Origin of the sequence: Mycobacterium sp. NPDC049093 (assembly GCF_040704635.1) — a bacterium.
Lineage (GTDB): Bacteria > Actinomycetota > Actinomycetes > Mycobacteriales > Mycobacteriaceae > Mycobacterium.
This window is the reverse complement of the sequence record NZ_JBEZJS010000001.1, coordinates 674,564-689,906: the sequence shown is the minus strand read 5'-3', so window position 1 is coordinate 689,906 and position 15,343 is coordinate 674,564. Positions and strand designations below refer to the sequence as shown.

The following is a 15,343-nucleotide window of genomic DNA, read 5'->3' as shown; positions in this document are numbered from 1 at the left end:
CGCATTGTCGGTACCTACCGTCGGGAAGAGGGGGACCACAAACGAAGGGAACGTCAACGGTGACAACTTCGGTCAGACCCGGCGGAGGCTCGGCCAACGCTGCGCGGCGGGACGCGTTCTCCGAACGCCTGCTCAAGGGTTCGGTTCGCAAGTCGTACGCGCCGGTGGTGGACATCGACTGGCAGGCGCCGATCGATCCGGACAAGTTCTTCCTGCCGCCGCGGATCGTGTCGCTGTACGGAACCCCGTTGTGGGACAGCATGTCCCGCGCAGAGCAGATCGAGCTGTCACGCGAGGAGCTGGCCAACACGCTCTCTGCGGGCATCTGGTTCGAGAACATCCTCAACCAGGCGCTGCTGCGCAAGATGATGCACCAGGATCCCACCTCGAATTCCACACACTACGAACTCACCGAACTCGGCGACGAGACCCGGCACATGGTGATGTTCGGCAAGGCCATCGACAAGATCGGCGCGAAGCCGGTGCGGCCACGGCTGTACCAGCGGATGATCATCAACTCGCTGCCGTTCTTCTTCCGCGGCTCGGTGCTCTGGGTAGCGGCGCTGATCGGCGAGGAGATCTTCGACTCGCTGCAGCGGCAGATGATGGATGACCCCGAGTTGCAACCGATGGTGCAGCGCCTCATGCGCATTCACGTCACCGAGGAGGCCCGGCACATCCAGTTTGCGCGTGACGGTCTGCGTGGGCGCACTCCCTCGATGCACTGGTACCAGCGGGTATGGGTGGCCAACCTCAACGGGGTCGGCGGGTTCTTCTTCCGCTACCTGTTCACCAACAAGGTCCAGTACGCACGCGTGGGCCTGAACGCCCGCGCCGCCCGCCGGATGGCCCGGGCCAGCGCACACCGCCGTGAGGTGCAGATCTCCGGATTCGCCCCGCTGGCCGCCTTCCTCGAAGAGGTCGGGTTGATGGGGCGCATCGGGCGCCGGATGTGGCGACGCTCGGGTTTCCTGCCGGCGAAGGCCCCGCGTGGCCTCACCGGACCGGCCGGACCGGACACCGGTTCCGAAGAGGGCGTCACCGAAGAGGTGTTCGACGGACTGGCCATTCTGGACACCGGTGACGGCGATCGCCGGGTGAACGTTCGCCTGGCCGGCCATCTGGATCCGATCGACGGCCGCTACCACTGGCAGGGAACGATTCTCGACGCCCCGAGCACCGTCGCTCCCGGGCCGGTGCGGCTCACCATCGGCACCCGAACGGTCGATGCCCGCATCACCGAACGCACCTCGCAGGGCACGCACTCAATTTCCGGCGTGGGTGAACCGCCCTTCGAGCTGGACGGCTCCGACGAGGCCGGAGTCAGCGCCGCCGGGTAAGCGCCGAGCTACCGAGCAACCCGACGGCGAACACCGCACCACAGATCCCAGAGATCAGCAGTGGCAGCTGGCCGGGCTGACCTGGAACCACGGTCCAGAGCAGCCCGGCCCACACCCCGGCGCCCAGCACGGCAAAACCGCTGAGCCCCTGGAAAACTCCCTGTGCGCTGCCCTGGAGGTCAGCGCCGACCAGGGAGGAAACCCATGCCTTGCTGACCCCGTCGGTGCAGCCGGTGAACAAGCCGTAAGCCCCGATCAGCAGCCAGGCGAGCAGCGGATCGGTGGTCAGTCCCAGCCCGGCATAGCCGATCGCGAAGAACACCAGACCGATGCCGAACACCGGTAGCCGGCCGATCCGGTCGGCCAGCAGCCCGGCCGGGAAGCTGGCAAGCGCGTACACCGCGTTGTAGGTGACATAGGCCAGGATCACCTCGACGACAGAGAAACCGATCTCGTTGAGCCGCAACAACAGCAGTGCGTCGGGAAAATTCACCAGGCCGAACGCCACCAGCACGGCCGTCACCCGCCAGTACCGCCCGGGCAGGTCGCGCACGCGGGCGAACACCGGCTGACGCGGCGGGCGCGGCTCGGTACGTTTCCTTCTCCCCTTTTCGGAGACCAGGAACACCAGCGCGACGCTGAGCACCGCGGGCACCACCGCGACCCACAGCAGTGGCGCGATCTGATGGTCGAGCAGTTCATAGCCGGCCAAACCCAGTAGCGGACCGACGACGGCGCCCATGGTGTCCATGGCCCGGTGGAACCCGAACACCCGGCCGCGGGCAGCGTCGTCGACATCGACGACCAGCAGGGCATCCCGTGGCGCACCGCGGATCCCCTTGCCGAGCCGGTCCACCACGCGGCCCGCGAGTACACCGGACCACGCACTCGCCGCTGCGACCATGACCTTGCCCAGGGCCGCCATCCCGTAACCGGTGGCGATCAAGGGGCGCTTCGAATAGCGGTCACCGAGCGGTCCCGCGGCCAGCTTGGTCATCGCGGCCGCGCCTTCGGCGGCGCCCTCCACCGCACCGACCACCGCGGGTGGGGCACCCAGCACGGCCGTCAAATAGATCGGCAGCAGCGGATAGAGAAGCTCGCTTGCAGCGTCCTGCAGAAAGGACACCGCCGACAGCACCCGGACGTTGCGGGTCAGCCAGGCAGCCACCCGGTCATCATGCCTGGCCGATCGGCCCCACAAAACTAGAACACGTTCTAGTGTGTACGGCATGCGGTTCACCTATGCCGAAGCCATGACCGATCCCACCTACTACATCCCGCTGGCGCAGGCGGCCGAGGCGGCCGGCTATCACGCCATGACCATTGCCGACAGCGTCGCCTACCCCTTCGAATCCGATTCGAAATACCCGTACACCCCCGACGGCAACCGGGAGTTCCTGGACGGCAAGCCGTTCATCGAAGCCTTCGTGATGGCCTCGGCCCTGTGCGCGGTCACCACCACGCTCAAGTTCAACTTCTTCGTCCTCAAGCTGCCGATCCGCCCACCGGCCCTGGTGGCCAAGCAGGTCGGTTCCCTGAACGCGCTGTTCGACAACCGGCTGGGCCTCGGGGTCGGCACCAGCCCGTGGCCCGAGGATTACGAGCTGATGGGGGTGCCGTTCGCGCGTCGCGGCAAGCGCATGGACGAGTGCCTCGACATCATCCGCGGACTGACCAGCGGCGACTACTTCGAGTACCACGGCGAGTTCTACGACATCCCCAAGACGAAGATGACCCCGGCACCGTCGAAGCCGGTGTCCATCCTCGTGGGCGGGCACGCCGAGGCGGCCCTGCGCCGTGCGGCCCGCAACGACGGCTGGATGCACGGCGGCGGCACCGACGACCTCGATGTCCTCCTCAAACGACTCAACGAGATCCGTGCCGAGGAAGGTCAGACCGGACCATTTGAGGTCCACGTGATCTCGGCCGACGCATACACGCCCGACGGCATCAAACGACTCGAGGACAAGGGCGTCACCGATGTGATCGTGGGCTTCCGCCTGCCCTACATCAACGGCGACGACCCCGAGCCGCTCGACCGCAAGATCCGCCACCTGGAGAAGTTCGCCGAGAACGTCATCGCCAAGGTCTAGGGCGTTTTCTTCGCGCCGTTATCTACGTCTGGGTCGCGTCCGGCGCCGTCCGACGACCCAGGCGTGGAAAACGGGGGCCATCGAACCCGCGGTTTGAGGGAACACTCACCGCGCCGTTAGCGTTGCACCCGCCGTTCTCGCCAACGCTGTCCGAGAGCTCAGTCCGGCCACCCCGGAACAACTCAGAAGACTCGGAAAGCCTGCGAATGACGACCTCCCTCGAACGCGCGCGCTCCATCGTCGCTCCCGACCCCACGGTGCGCATGCTCGCAGTGTTCGCCCTGGCCCTCGGCGGCTTCGGGATCGGCACCACCGAATTCGTCGCGATGGGCCTGCTGCCCGATATCGCGACGGGGTTCGGCATCACCGAGCCCACCGCGGGCCACGTCATCTCCGCCTACGCGTTGGGCGTGGTCGTCGGCGCGCCCGTCATCGCCGCGCTCACCGCGCGGTGGCCGCGCAAGGCGCTGCTGCTCACCCTGATGACCGTCTTCACCCTCGGCAACGTGGCCAGCATGCTGGCGCCGACGTACGCGACCTTGGTCACCGCCCGGTTCGTCACCGGTCTGCCGCACGGCGCCTTCTTCGGGATCGCCGCGCTGGCCGCGGCGCATCTGATGGGTCCGCAGAACCGGGCCAAGGCCGTGGCCTACGTGCTGTGCGGGCTGACCGTCGCGACGGTGCTTGGTGTGCCCTTGGCCTCCTGGCTCGGCCAGGCCCTTGGCTGGCGCAGCGCGTTCGGTCTGGTGGTCGGCGCCGGCCTGGTCACGCTGGCCGCTCAGTGGGCTTGGCTGCCCGAGCAACTCCGGGCCATGCACGTCACCAGTCCGCTGACCGAACTCGGAGCGCTACGCCGACCGCAGGTGTGGCTCGCGGTGCTCGTCGGCATGATCGGCTTCGGCGGCATGTTCGCGGTCTACACCTACATCAGCACCACGATGACCGACGTCACCGGACTGCCACGGTCGCTGGTTCCCGTGGCGCTCATGGTGTTCGGCCTCGGCATGGTGGTCGGGAACCTGATCGGCGGCCGGCTGGCCGACATCTCGGTGGTCCGTGCCCTGTACCTGGCACTGGGCTCACTGGCGGTACTGCTGGCCGCGTTCTCGCTGGGGTCGCACAGCCCGTGGACCGCGTTGCCGCTGTTGTTCGGGGTCGGGGTGGCCGGCTCGGCCGTCGGCCCCGCCCTGCAGACCCGGCTGATGGACGTCGCCCACGATGCGCAGACACTGGCCGCCGCGCTCAACCATTCCGCGCTCAACATCGGCAATGCCACGGGCGCCTGGGTGGGCGGTCTGGTGATCGCGGCCGGCTTCGGTTACACCGCCCCCGCGGCCGCAGGCGCGGCGCTGGCCGTCGGTGGCCTGCTGGTGTTCACCGCATCAGTCGCGCTGCAGCGTCGGAGCGCTACTCCTCGATGATGTGAACCGCGGCTTCTTCGGCAGAGGCCGCGCCGCCGTCGATGCCGACATCCGTCCCGAGCAACTCTGCCTCGTCGTCCTCGCCGAAGCCGGCATCAGGGGCCACCAGCCGGCCGCACCGGCGACCCCCGACCTCGTCGTCACCGGCCTGCTCGTCGGGGACCTCGGAGTCGTCGAGCTGCATCGCGGGATCAGGTTCTTCCTCGGCGAGCAGCTCATCGAGGGTCTCGTGGTCCCGCGGTTCCCGCCAACGGTCCGGCGGCGAGTAACCCTCGTCGAGCAGATCGTCGACACCCCGGTCGATCAGGGTGTCCTCCTGAGTCAACTGGTCGTCGTCATCGACGCTGTACCCGTCACTACTCATCCTTCAACGATGGCACAGGTCGGGCCCACCTGAGCAGTTCTTCGCAGTCGGAGATCCGTCACAGCGACCGGCTGATGATCTCCTTCATGATTTCGCTTGTGCCGCCATAAATCTTGTTGACCCGCGCCGCCGCATACGCCCGCCCGATCGGGTACTCCATCATGTAGCCGTAACCACCGAAGAACTGCACGCAACGGTCGACCACGGCCACGCCCTTGTCCGCGGCGATCAGCTTGGCCATCGACGCGGTCGCCGGGTCGTTGCGCCCGTCGATATAGGACTGCACGCAATAGTCGACCGTGGTCTTGATCGACAGAACCTCGGCCTTGAGTTCGGCGAGAGCGAACCTGTTGTGCTGGAAACCGATCAGCGGCTTACCGAAGGCCTCACGATCCTTGGTGTAGCGGATCGCCTCCAACACCGCGGCTTCGGCCATCCCGGAGCACACCGACGCGATGGCCAGCCGTTCGCGGGCCAGTTGCTCCATCAGCTGATAGAAGCCCAGCCCTTCCTGTTCGCCGAGAAGATTCCGCACCGGCACCCGCATGTCGGCGAAGAACAGCTCACGGGTGTCCTGGCCGTGCTGGCCCACCTTCTCCAGCACGCGTCCACGTTCGAAGCCCGGTAGGTCGTCACCGGTTTCCGCCACGATCAGGGAGATGCCCGCCGCCCCCTGCGACGGGTCGGTCTTGGCGACGATCACCAGCAGGTCACAGTGAGTTCCATTGGAAATGAACGTCTTCGATCCGTTGATGACGTAGTCGTCGCCGTCACGCACGGCTGTCGTCCGCACTGCCTGCAAATCCGATCCGGTGCCGGGCTCGGTCATCGCGATCGCCAGCACAGCCTCGCCGCTGATGATCTTCGGCATCCAGCGCTGCTTCTGCTCGGCATCGGCGTAGGTGTCGATGTAGTGCGCGACGATCGGGGAATGCACCACCCATCCCGATGCCGAATCATGGGCGAGAGCGAGTTCCTCGGCGACGACCGCTGAGAATCCGAAGTCCCCGCCGGCACCGCCGTATTCCTCCGGCAGGTCCAGACCCAGCAACCCGGCGTCGCCGAGCTTGTTCCAGAATTCGCGGTCGACCTGGTGGTTTCGGGCCCAGCGTTCCTGGTTGGGCGTGGCTTCCCTACGGAAGAACTCGGCGGCATGCCGACGCAGCTCACGGTGCTGGTCGGTCTCCCAGGAGGCCCGGTAGTCCGGGAAGAGTTCAGACATCGTCATTACCTCACCTTGGTCGCAGTCACCGGCTACGATACAGATGTATTGGAGACAAGTCAGATGTACCGGAGGAGTACGGCATGGTCAACCCGCGGGTCACCAACGAAGACCTGACGGCGAAGGCCCGCATCCGCAACACCGCACTGGACCTGTATTCGAAGTACGGACAGGACCGAATTTCACTGCGCGCCATCGCTTCCGAAGCAGGCTCCACCCTGGGCCTGGTGCAGCACCACTACAAGACCAAAGCCGGGTTGCGCGATGCCGTCGACCAGTTGGTGGTGGATTACTTCGCCACGGCACTGTCCGAGGTTCCCGACACCGGCGGGCCGGCCGATCTCACCGCCGCCCGCGATGCGGCCGTGCGCAAGATGCTGGAAGCCAACCCACCGGTGGTCAATTACGTGCGCCGCGCACTACTGGACCCGTCGGGCGAGAATCTGCATCTGCTCGACGTCCTCGTGGACCTGACGGCACGGGAGGTCAACGCACTGCGGAAGTCGGGGCGCGCATCAACCAGACGTCGCGAGTCGACGCAGATCGTGGCCGTCCTGGTGCGCCAGATGGGCGAGATGCTGCTCGCCCCCCTGGTGGATGCGGTGTGGGATCGCATGGACAACTCGGACGCCGGGCACAAGCCGCGACTCCGGGTCACCGTCGAGGAGAGCTGAGCCGAAACCGGTCGGGCATCCCGCCCCGATCCTGAGAAATTCCGAATATCCAGCTGAGAATTCTGGAATTTTCGAACCCGATTCCCAATTAAACGTATTAGGCAGCAACCGGTAGTAGTGGGACTTCCGGTGCGGCCTACGACGGAGGGTTGGGAAATGAAGTCATATACCATCGCCACATTAGCCGCGGGTGCGCTGGCCGCGGGAGCATTCCTCGGGGGCGTCGCCGCCGCCGCCCCGACCGCACAGTCGGCCGAACAGACCGTGAAAAGCCTTCAGACCAGCGGATATCACGTCATCGTCAACCGCACCGGCGCGGCACCGCTGGCCAACTGCACCGTGCTCGGCGTGCGCCAGGGCCAGACCATCGCCACCAACGACTCAAGGGGCGGAAGTTCCATCAATACCACCGTCATTTCAAAGACGGCATACGTCGACGTCGCCTGCTGAGCCGGGAATAAAACCGGGCATACATTTGTTTGAGACGCCAAACCGGAATTAACCGGTCTGTGGAATTCCGGACCCCGCAATCGGCCGCACAATGTTGTGCGGCCGATTGTTTTGGGCCAGGTCTGCGCGACCGCCGGACTTGATGCTCCTATCTCTGGTAAGAGTCAAGCGGCGTTGTTGAGCTGGGCGTTGAGCCATTGGCGGTAGTTGGCGACGAGGGTGTCGTCGCGTTTGAGGCCGCGTTCGAGGCGGGAGATTTGGGTGGGCCAGAGGCCGAAGTGGGTAGCGGCGGCGGTCAGGGTGATGTTTTGGGCTTGACGGGTCGGCCGTAGGTCGCTGTAGTCGTCGATCGGGCAGGGCGCGGTGAGATGTGTGAACATCTCGCGGGCGATGGCGCGTTTGAGCAGCCGCAGGACCTCTTTTTTGGACCGGCCGGCAGCGGTCTGGCGGGTGACGTAGTCGCGGGTCCGTTGGTCGTGTGACATGCGGACCAGGGCGATGCGGTAGAGGGCGTTGTTGGCGGCGCGGTCACCGCCGCGGGAGAGCCGATGTCGGGTGGTTTTCCCCGACGAGGCCGGGATGGGAGCGACACCGGCGAGCATCGCGAAGGAGGCTTCGCTGCGGAGCCGCTGGGGGTTGGTGCCGGCAGTGATGATCAGTTGAGCGGCGGTGTCGGGGCCGACGCCGTAGGCGGCCCGGAGTGCGGGATTGATGGTGGCAGTGAGGGTATCGAGCTCAGCAGTGAGTTCGTCGGCCTGACCTTGCACGAAGGTGACGCGGTGGGCCAGTGCTTTGCAGGCGATCAGTACCGAGACCGCCACGGGGTCTTTGTGCGTGGCGGGCCGGCATCCGGATAGGGCGGTCACCAGCGTCAGTGTGGTGGTGTAGCGGCGGTAGCGCTCGCGTAGCTCGGCGGGGGCGGTGACGAGCAGGTCTTTGATCTGTTGGATGGCTGCGGTGCGGGCTTTCACGGCGCCGCGGCGGGCGGTCAGCAGGGCTTTGAGTGCATTGGTGTGGGGGTCTTTGGGTACGGCCAGGCCCTCGCCGGCCAGCACCGCACGGGCCGCACTGTGGGCGTCGAGCGGGTCGGATTTTCCTTGCCGGCGCCTGGCTGCTCGGTCGGGTCGGTTGACTTCAACGACGTGAATATCGTTGGCTTGCAATGCTTGTGTGAGCCCAGCGCCGTAGCTGCTGGTGCCCTCGACTCCAACGCTCACGATGTCACCAAGGCTGCGGGCCCAGCAGATCGCGGCCCAGTAACCGGTGGGGTTGGTGCGGAATTCGGCGTCGCCGAGGAGTTGGCCGGTGTCGGTGATGGCGGCGAGGTGGATGGTGTCCAGATGGGTGTCGGCGCCGATGACGACTCGGCGTGGGGATGTCACGATGGATGGTGTCCTCTCCGTGGTGATGAACCGTGCGGCGGGTGACAACCCGGTGGGGCGGGCAGACAAGACATTGATGAGGAACGGCCAGGCTCCTGATTAGGTCATGTCCGCCCCGCCGGATCCTCGGCGGTGCTTGCTTGCACGTCGCTGGTGAGACAAATCAAGTCGAAGACAAACCAGCAGGTCGTCAGTCAGTGCGCGGGTCATCACCAGCGGCGAACGAGCAAGACCATCCTCACCCGAACCGGTTGAACACAATCAATGTCGGTGCGTCGGCGTACGGTACCGAACATGAGTTCGATACTGGTTTCCGAGAGGGACATCGAGCGGACGATCGTCGGCGATGCCCTCGAACATCTGAACGCCGCCTGCAAAGAGATCGACGCCCTGTCGGTGCATGCACTGACCCGCGCGGAGCTCCACGAGGTTTTGAGCCGGCTCGACGCCGGTGAGAAGCGGCTGGCGACTGCCCAGCAACGGCTACTCGGCCGGATGGTGGCCACCAAGACCGCGGCCCCGCCGCGGTTCGATCCGGCCGCCGTGCTGGCCCGGAGGCTTCGGATTTCACCGGCCGAGGCGCAACGGCGGATAGCTGAAACAGGCCAGCCTTCCGATTGAGTCCTCGGTGGCAACAGCACGGATAGCGGCCGTATCGACCTTGAGCGTCGGGCTCGTCATCGGCAGTTAGCGGAAGATTCCGGCCGGAACCGACGGATGGGTCTGATGCCAGAATTCCCACACCGGGTTGGTCGCGCCGACACTCGTCTCGATCAACGTCGGTTTCGAGCCGTCAGTCTGGAACAGCCCGTCATATCGGTTCGACGCACCGCCGTTGGCGGCTGCCTCGCCCAGAGGGGTATCACTCAAGTCGATCTTGCTGCCGTCGGGCTCTTGAATCGTCGCGCTCAAGTAGGTCCACCCCTGTTCCGCATTGAACTTGGCCGGCGCGAGCTTGACGCGCTTTCCGAGTTCCTTGGCGGCGGCGGCCGTTGCGGTTTCGAGCATGGCGCTGCCCTCGGCAGAGGCCGGATCGACCGCATGCGGCCCTTGCGACGGCCCGGGGTCTGCCGAGGCGCATCCGGAAGCCATCATCGATGACGAAACCAGCAGTGCCGCCAGGCTCAGTTGAATGCCAACAGCCGAGCGCGATTTCCACAGAGCCATACCTCAAAGAATATTTGACGGCCGACCACGCTCCACGCATGACTTTCGCCGGCACCGGCCGGCAGGCTTCGGATTTCACGGACCGAAAGTTCGGCAGCTGCCACAGTGGGTATTCCACCCGCTGTGGCATTCGACATCACCCCCACCGCGGCGCAGCATGACCTGGCTCGACGCACCCACGAGTTCGCCGAACAGGTCATCCGACCGGTCGCTGCCGAGTACGACCAGCGCCAGGAGTTTCCGTGGCCGGTACTCGAGGAAGCCGCCACGCAAGGCTTCTACAGTCCGCTGTTTTATCGCGATCTGATCGGTGACCCCACCGGCCTGTCCCTGCCGATGTTCATGGAGGAACTGTTCTGGGGCTGCGCCGGGATCGGCCTGGCCATCGTCATGCCGGCACTCGCGCTGTCGGCGATCGGTCAGGCCGCCTCGCCGGAACAGATGTTGCGGTGGGCTCCCGAATGCTTCGGCGCCCCGGGGGACCTGAAGCTTGCCGCCCTGGCGATCTCAGAGCCCGAGGGCGGCAGCGATGTGCGCAACCTGCGCACCCACGCCGTCCGTAGCGGACCCGGAGCAGACGCGGACTGGATCATCAACGGCCACAAGATGTGGATCGGCAACGGCGGTATCGCCAATGTGCACGTGGTCAACGCAGTCGTCGACAAAGACCTCGGCCACAAGGGGCAGGCGTTGTTCATCGTCGAAGGTGGCACCCCGGGGTTGGAAACGGTGCGCAAACTCGACAAGCTCGGCTGCCGGGCCTCACACACCGCCGAGCTCAAGTTCAACAGTGTCCGGGTTCCTGCCGACCACCTGCTCGGCGGTCAGGACAAACTCGAGCACAAGCTGGCCCGGGCCCGCGAAGTCGTCGCAGGCGCCCCGAATTCCGGCTCGGCCACCCTCGGGACCTTCGAACAGACCCGGCCGATGGTGGCCGCACAGGCCCTCGGAATCGCCAGGGCGGCACTGGAATACGTCACCGAGTATGCGAATCGCCGGATCGCCTTCGGCGCCCCGATCATCGACAACCAGGGCATTGCGTTTCCACTCGCCGACCTGGCCACCCAGATCGATGCCGCCCGGTTGCTCACGTGGCGGGCATCCTGGATGGCCGCGACCGGGGTGCGGTTCGACCGCGGTGAGGGATCGATGTCGAAGCTGGCCGCGAGCGAGGTGGCAGTCCGCACCACCGAGCAGGCCATCCAGACCATGGGCGGCTGGGGCTACGTCACGGATCATCCCGTCGAGAAGTGGTACCGGGATGCCAAGCTGTACACGATCTTCGAGGGCACCAGCGAGATCCAGCGCATCGTCATCGCGCATGCTCTCGGGGCCGCCGACGGCAAACCCCCACTGCACGTCGACCTGGAGCCGTCCGGCGGCCCGTTGAACCGGTGGTTCGGACGCGGCACACCGCTGCGGACCCGAGCGGCCGGCGCCGCACTGTCGGCCAAGGACCATGTACCGGAGCCCGTCATGCGCCTCGCGATGAAGGCCCTACGCCCGCCGCGCAAGTGACCGGACGCCGGATAGATTCGACGTCCATGACCGTCACCGTCGACGAACTCGAAGTCGCTGACTCGCCGGGCGCCTGGACGCAGGCGGGATTCAGTGTTGATCCCGGCGGAGACGCCGGCCCGGTCTGCCGGGTCGGCGGGGTGCGCATCCGACTGGTCGGGCGGGACCGCGGCACCGGCATTGTCGGGTGGTCGTTGCGAGGCCTCCCGGCAGACGGCACCTTCGAAGACGTCGACGGCATCCCGACCGCACGGTCGATCACCGCCACCGCTCAGGCCGGCAGCCACACGAACGGTGTCACCGCGATCGATCACATCGTGTTGCTGACTGCCGACCTGGGCCGGACGATCGCCTCCATGGCCGCCATCGGCGAAAAACCGCGGCGGGAACGGGACACCGAACTCGGCGGACGACGGATGCGTCAGGTCTTCTTCCGCTTCGGAGAGGTCATCATCGAGGTCGTCGGTTCGCCGGAGACAGCGAGTGACGGCCCCTCGACGCTGTGGGGAATCACCTACACGGTGGCCGACATCGACGCGACGGCGGCGTTCTTCGGCGACCGCACCGGGCCGGTCAAGGACGCGGTCCAGCCCGGGCGCCGGATCACCACGCTGCGGCACCGCGACCTCGGCATGTCGGTGCACACCGCGGTGATCTCGACGACTCTGCGGGCTTGACGTGTGTCGGGGCGCCGGTCGCTCGATGCGGTTACCTATCCTCAGCGCATGACCGACGCCGGACAGATGAGTGACAACGTCGTTGTCGTCCACACCGACGGCGGGTGCCGGCCGAACCCGGGCCCCGGCGGCTGGGGTGCCGTGCTGCGCCACCGCGAGCATGTTCGCGAAATGTACGGCGGGGAACCCGGAACCACCAGCAACAACCGGATGGAGCTGATGGCGCCCATCATGGCGCTCGAGGCACTCACGAGGCCCGTGGTGGTGCATCTGCACACCGACAGCACCTATGTCCGCAACGGCATCACCAAGTGGGTGCTCGGCTGGCAACGCAATGGCTGGCTGACCGCCGCCAAGCAGCCGGTGAAGAACGTCGACCTCTGGCAGCGGCTGCAGGCCGCCTGCGCCCAGCACCAGGTCGAGTGGTTCTGGGTGAAGGGCCACTCGGGGATCGCCGACAACGAGTTGGCCGACGAACTCGCGACCCGGGGACTTCGGGAAGCGCTCGACGGTTCGGGCGATCTGGTTCACTGACGGCGGTCAAGACCCGGGATCGTTGCGAGCAGACTGTCGATCAGTTCGTCGGCCGTGGTGTGCCACTTGTCGGTGTGGAGCAGGCCACTGGTCTCCAGGCCGGAGGCACCGTGGGCGGCGGTCAGCAGAACGGCTGCATGACGATTCGCGTCCTCTTCTCCGACGGCAGCCGCGACGATGACGAGGAACTGGTCGCACATGCGTTGCGCCGCACGCGCAATGACGTCGGGGTCGCTCAGCCCGGGACTGAACATCAACTGATAGAGATACGGCCTCCGGCGGCTGAGGGTCACTACGACGAGTAACGCCGCGCGCAGCGTTTCCGCGGGCGAAAGCCCGGAATCGTGGTGCAGCGCCTGCATCTCGTCGCCGACGAACTCCCACCCCTCGGCAGCAACGGCGGTCAGCAGGGTCTCCTTGTCGGCGAAGTGACCGTAGGGTGCGCCACGGCTGACCCCCGCCCGTGCGCCGACTTCACGCAAGGTCACTGCGGGTGGCCCTCCCACATCCAGCAGTGCTGCCGCCTCGTCGAGCAGGGCCCGGCGAGTGGCAGCTGCCGTCTCGGTACGGGTCATGGACACCGCATCAACCCGCAACCGGAAGCGCGCCGAACACCGCGGGATTGCCGGTCTGAATGCGTGAAGTGAGCTTCAGCTTCGAGATCCGCCAACCATCGACCGTGCGGACGAATGTGTTCGTGTAGTACCCGTACACGGTCTGCTCGGTGCCGCCGTCGGCCGCTGCGTTGTGGTGGATGGCGCGCACATACGCCGCGACGGTCGCGTGGTTCTCACCCTCGACCGTGACCGCAAGGTTGGTGATCATGTGCTGGGTTGCGGTCAGCGTGCTCATCACCGGTGCGATCATCGCAACGAATTCGTCGGCGCCGAGCCGGGCCGGCGGAGTGCCGAAGACAGAGCTGTAGTCCGCCTCGACCTCGTCCGCGAAGCAGGTGCGGAACAGTTCCCAATCGCGCGAGTCGACCGCGGTCGCGTATCTGAGTTGCACGTCGCTGATCTCTTCGCGATCCAAGAGACGCTTCAGGCGCGCATCGGTCGCCCGTTCATGTGACATCGTCATACGAACAGCATGACCCATTCATGTGACAACGTCAACCGAAAGTCATGCCTCATCGACGAGATTCAGAAGGTCTGCTGGAGCGGTGGTCACTGCCGCGCTCCTCGACCATTCGCGGAAACAGAGGCGCTCCCCGCAGCGGGCGGTAGTCAGCGGCGGCAAGGGCGGCCGCGGCTGCCGACACCAGCGCCAGGACGAGGGCCGGCTGGCGGCCGGCGTGAGCGGGGAAGACGCCGAACAGCAGCCAGGCCAGCGTCACTGTGGTGATTACGCCAAGACCGTCAGTCGCGCCGATGATCGAAACATCCGGCCGGTTCAGGCCGATCTGTCCGCCGGTGATCGCGGTGGTCAACGCGCACGCAGCCAAGGCCACACAGAGCGGAAAAGTGAGCTTCCACAACCCCCACGCGATGCGATCGGCGTCCTGAACCTCGGCCCAGGGCAGCAACAATGCGACGACCATCAGGGCGCCGGCCGCGCCACAGACCAGCCGTCGAAGCAAATTGGTCATTTCGTCCTCCCAATCGTCATTCCAGTGATCGTCGAGGTCAGAGGTCGTGCTGTCGATTACCTGGAGGTAATGGAGCAGCGCACCTGATCCGGCTACAGTCGGTGCGAATGGCGACCACCAGCCCCACTCCTCAGGTCGGGCCGCTGCTGCGGGAGTGGCGGCAACGGCGTCGACTGACCCAGCTGTCGCTGGCACTCGACGCGGGTGTGTCGGCGCGTCATCTGAGCTTCGTCGAGACCGGCCGCTCCAAGCCCGGGCGAGACATGCTGCTGCGGCTCGGAGAGCGGCTGGAATTACCGTTCCGCGAACGCAACCGGCTGCTGCTCGCCGCGGGACACGCTCCGGCATTTCCCGAGCACCCGTTCGGCGCACCTGAACTCGCCCCGATCCGCGAGGCGTTGGAGCGGATTCTGAAAAGTCACGAGCCGTATCCGGCAGTCGTCTTCGACCGCAATTGGAACCTGGTCGCCGCCAATGCCGCCGTACAGCCACTCATCGCGACCATCGACCCAGCCCTGCTGAACCCGCCCGTCAACGTCCTCCGCATCGCCCTGGAGTTGGTTCCGCAGATCATCAATGCCCGCGACGTCATGGTCTACTTTCGTGATCGCATTCAGCGCCAGCTCGCCGTCACCGCCGACCAACAGCTCGTGCAACTCCTGAAGGAGTTCGAGACCTACCTGCCGGACGAAGACCACAGTGCAGCAAGCGAATCCGACTTCGCACAGAACCTTGGTCCGGTCAGAGTCCGGGCACCAGACGGCGGCGAGTGGTCGTTCTTCGGCATGTTCGGCACCTTCGACATGCCGTTCGAAGTCACGATTTCCGAATTGGCCATCGAGTTGCTCTTTCCGGCCGATCGCACGACCGCGGATGCGTTCGAATCGCTGGCTCGATGACGCCAAGAGAGTTC

18 protein-coding genes are annotated in these 15,343 nt (G+C 66.0%); 10 read left to right on the top strand and 8 right to left on the bottom strand.

All coding sequences use genetic code 11. The annotated features are described in order from the left end of the window. Nucleotides 1–59 precede the first annotated feature (59 nt). Nucleotides 60–1,340, top strand: a complete 1,281-nt coding sequence (locus AB0876_RS03275) for a diiron oxygenase (RefSeq protein ID WP_526041182.1) — start codon at nucleotides 60–62, stop codon at nucleotides 1,338–1,340. Here AB0876_RS03275 and AB0876_RS03270 read toward each other — a convergent pair. Next, nucleotides 1,324–2,508, bottom strand: coding sequence for an MFS transporter (locus AB0876_RS03270; protein WP_491839919.1), 1,185 nt, complete (start codon nucleotides 2,506–2,508; stop codon nucleotides 1,324–1,326). The two genes, AB0876_RS03275 and AB0876_RS03270, sit on opposite strands and share 17 nt — an antisense overlap. 61 nt (nucleotides 2,509–2,569) lie before the next feature. Here AB0876_RS03270 and AB0876_RS03265 point away from each other — a divergent pair, with 61 nt between their 5' ends. Both AB0876_RS03265 and AB0876_RS03260 read left to right on the top strand, forming a co-directional pair. Next, entirely contained in the window at nucleotides 2,570–3,433 is an 864-nt protein-coding gene (locus AB0876_RS03265; RefSeq protein ID WP_491839920.1) for an LLM class flavin-dependent oxidoreductase, read from the top strand. A 206-nt stretch (nucleotides 3,434–3,639) separates the two neighbouring features. Continuing rightward, nucleotides 3,640–4,854, top strand: coding sequence for an MFS transporter (locus AB0876_RS03260; protein ID WP_526041181.1), 1,215 nt, complete (start codon nucleotides 3,640–3,642; stop codon nucleotides 4,852–4,854). Here AB0876_RS03260 and AB0876_RS03255 read toward each other — a convergent pair. Further along, complete coding sequence (locus AB0876_RS03255) at nucleotides 4,841–5,218, bottom strand: DUF5709 domain-containing protein (protein ID WP_491839922.1); 378 nt, start codon at nucleotides 5,216–5,218, stop codon at nucleotides 4,841–4,843. The genes AB0876_RS03260 and AB0876_RS03255 overlap by 14 nt on opposite strands. 58 nt (nucleotides 5,219–5,276) lie before the next feature. Further along, entirely contained in the window at nucleotides 5,277–6,440 is a 1,164-nt protein-coding gene (locus AB0876_RS03250; RefSeq protein WP_491839923.1) for an acyl-CoA dehydrogenase family protein, read from the bottom strand. A gap of 83 nt (nucleotides 6,441–6,523) precedes the next feature. On the opposite strand from AB0876_RS03250, the gene AB0876_RS03245 reads away from it, so the two are divergent. Together AB0876_RS03245 and AB0876_RS03240 are read left to right on the top strand one after the other, a co-directional pair. Beyond that, nucleotides 6,524–7,114 (top strand): TetR/AcrR family transcriptional regulator, encoded by a 591-nt coding sequence (locus AB0876_RS03245; RefSeq protein ID WP_491839924.1) that lies wholly within the window; start codon nucleotides 6,524–6,526, stop codon nucleotides 7,112–7,114. 156 nt (nucleotides 7,115–7,270) lie between these two features. Further along, nucleotides 7,271–7,564 (top strand): hypothetical protein, encoded by a 294-nt coding sequence (locus AB0876_RS03240; protein ID WP_064887370.1) that lies wholly within the window; start codon nucleotides 7,271–7,273, stop codon nucleotides 7,562–7,564. Between the two features lie 164 nt (nucleotides 7,565–7,728). On the opposite strand, the gene AB0876_RS03235 is transcribed toward AB0876_RS03240, so the two are convergent. Further along, nucleotides 7,729–8,946, bottom strand: coding sequence for an IS110 family RNA-guided transposase (locus tag AB0876_RS03235; protein WP_526041180.1), 1,218 nt, complete (start codon nucleotides 8,944–8,946; stop codon nucleotides 7,729–7,731). Between the two features lie 294 nt (nucleotides 8,947–9,240). Between AB0876_RS03235 and AB0876_RS03230 the strand changes: the two genes are divergently transcribed. Next, on the top strand, nucleotides 9,241–9,567 hold the full coding sequence (locus tag AB0876_RS03230; protein ID WP_491837546.1) for a hypothetical protein: 327 nt from the start codon (nucleotides 9,241–9,243) through the stop codon (nucleotides 9,565–9,567). Nucleotides 9,568–9,633: 66 nt separating this feature from the next. Here the strand turns inward: AB0876_RS03230 and AB0876_RS03225 are convergent, their stop codons facing one another. After that, nucleotides 9,634–10,113 carry a hypothetical protein gene (locus AB0876_RS03225; protein ID WP_526041179.1) on the bottom strand — a complete coding sequence of 160 codons (480 nt, stop codon included), beginning with the start codon at nucleotides 10,111–10,113 and terminating at the stop codon, nucleotides 9,634–9,636. A 123-nt stretch (nucleotides 10,114–10,236) separates the two neighbouring features. On the opposite strand from AB0876_RS03225, the gene AB0876_RS03220 reads away from it, so the two are divergent. The 3 genes from AB0876_RS03220 (at nucleotide 10,237) to rnhA (ending at nucleotide 12,842) form a co-directional block, all read left to right on the top strand. Further along, nucleotides 10,237–11,631 carry an acyl-CoA dehydrogenase family protein gene (locus AB0876_RS03220; RefSeq protein ID WP_491837569.1) on the top strand — a complete coding sequence of 465 codons (1,395 nt, stop codon included), beginning with the start codon at nucleotides 10,237–10,239 and terminating at the stop codon, nucleotides 11,629–11,631. Between the two features lie 26 nt (nucleotides 11,632–11,657). Next, nucleotides 11,658–12,308 (top strand): VOC family protein, encoded by a 651-nt coding sequence (locus tag AB0876_RS03215; protein ID WP_491837544.1) that lies wholly within the window; start codon nucleotides 11,658–11,660, stop codon nucleotides 12,306–12,308. 66 nt (nucleotides 12,309–12,374) lie between these two features. Continuing rightward, nucleotides 12,375–12,842, top strand: coding sequence for a ribonuclease HI (rnhA, locus tag AB0876_RS03210; protein ID WP_055120690.1), 468 nt, complete (start codon nucleotides 12,375–12,377; stop codon nucleotides 12,840–12,842). Here the strand turns inward: rnhA and AB0876_RS03205 are convergent. Genes AB0876_RS03205 through AB0876_RS03195 form a run of 3 tightly spaced genes read right to left on the bottom strand, consistent with a single transcriptional unit; the run spans nucleotide 12,836 to nucleotide 14,430 of the window. Continuing rightward, a complete protein-coding gene (locus AB0876_RS03205) occupies nucleotides 12,836–13,417 on the bottom strand; it encodes a TetR/AcrR family transcriptional regulator (protein ID WP_526041178.1) in 582 nt (193 codons plus the stop codon). The two genes, rnhA and AB0876_RS03205, sit on opposite strands and share 7 nt — an antisense overlap. A 10-nt stretch (nucleotides 13,418–13,427) precedes the next feature. Further along, nucleotides 13,428–13,922 (bottom strand): nuclear transport factor 2 family protein, encoded by a 495-nt coding sequence (locus AB0876_RS03200; protein WP_491837542.1) that lies wholly within the window; start codon nucleotides 13,920–13,922, stop codon nucleotides 13,428–13,430. Between the two features lie 49 nt (nucleotides 13,923–13,971). Next, nucleotides 13,972–14,430, bottom strand: coding sequence for a hypothetical protein (locus tag AB0876_RS03195; protein ID WP_526041177.1), 459 nt, complete (start codon nucleotides 14,428–14,430; stop codon nucleotides 13,972–13,974). 107 nt (nucleotides 14,431–14,537) lie between these two features. Here AB0876_RS03195 and AB0876_RS03190 point away from each other — a divergent pair, with 107 nt between their 5' ends. Next, nucleotides 14,538–15,329 (top strand): helix-turn-helix domain-containing protein, encoded by a 792-nt coding sequence (locus AB0876_RS03190; RefSeq protein WP_491837540.1) that lies wholly within the window; start codon nucleotides 14,538–14,540, stop codon nucleotides 15,327–15,329. Nucleotides 15,330–15,343 lie beyond the last annotated feature (14 nt).

Coding starts and splice junctions, on each gene's coding strand:
- AB0876_RS03265 (WP_491839920.1), top strand. CDS start 2,570: ATGCGGTTCACCTATGCCGAAGCCATGACCGATCCCACCTACTACATC.
- AB0876_RS03260 (WP_526041181.1), top strand. CDS start 3,640: ATGACGACCTCCCTCGAACGCGCGCGCTCCATCGTCGCTCCCGACCCC.
- AB0876_RS03255 (WP_491839922.1), bottom strand. CDS start 5,218: ATGAGTAGTGACGGGTACAGCGTCGATGACGACGACCAGTTGACTCAG.
- AB0876_RS03250 (WP_491839923.1), bottom strand. CDS start 6,440: ATGTCTGAACTCTTCCCGGACTACCGGGCCTCCTGGGAGACCGACCAG.
- AB0876_RS03245 (WP_491839924.1), top strand. CDS start 6,524: ATGGTCAACCCGCGGGTCACCAACGAAGACCTGACGGCGAAGGCCCGC.
- AB0876_RS03240 (WP_064887370.1), top strand. CDS start 7,271: ATGAAGTCATATACCATCGCCACATTAGCCGCGGGTGCGCTGGCCGCG.
- AB0876_RS03230 (WP_491837546.1), top strand. CDS start 9,241: ATGAGTTCGATACTGGTTTCCGAGAGGGACATCGAGCGGACGATCGTC.
- AB0876_RS03225 (WP_526041179.1), bottom strand. CDS start 10,113: ATGGCTCTGTGGAAATCGCGCTCGGCTGTTGGCATTCAACTGAGCCTG.
- AB0876_RS03215 (WP_491837544.1), top strand. CDS start 11,658: ATGACCGTCACCGTCGACGAACTCGAAGTCGCTGACTCGCCGGGCGCC.
- rnhA (WP_055120690.1), top strand. CDS start 12,375: ATGAGTGACAACGTCGTTGTCGTCCACACCGACGGCGGGTGCCGGCCG.
- AB0876_RS03205 (WP_526041178.1), bottom strand. CDS start 13,417: ATGACCCGTACCGAGACGGCAGCTGCCACTCGCCGGGCCCTGCTCGAC.
- AB0876_RS03200 (WP_491837542.1), bottom strand. CDS start 13,922: ATGACGATGTCACATGAACGGGCGACCGATGCGCGCCTGAAGCGTCTC.
- AB0876_RS03195 (WP_526041177.1), bottom strand. CDS start 14,430: ATGACCAATTTGCTTCGACGGCTGGTCTGTGGCGCGGCCGGCGCCCTG.
- AB0876_RS03190 (WP_491837540.1), top strand. CDS start 14,538: ATGGCGACCACCAGCCCCACTCCTCAGGTCGGGCCGCTGCTGCGGGAG.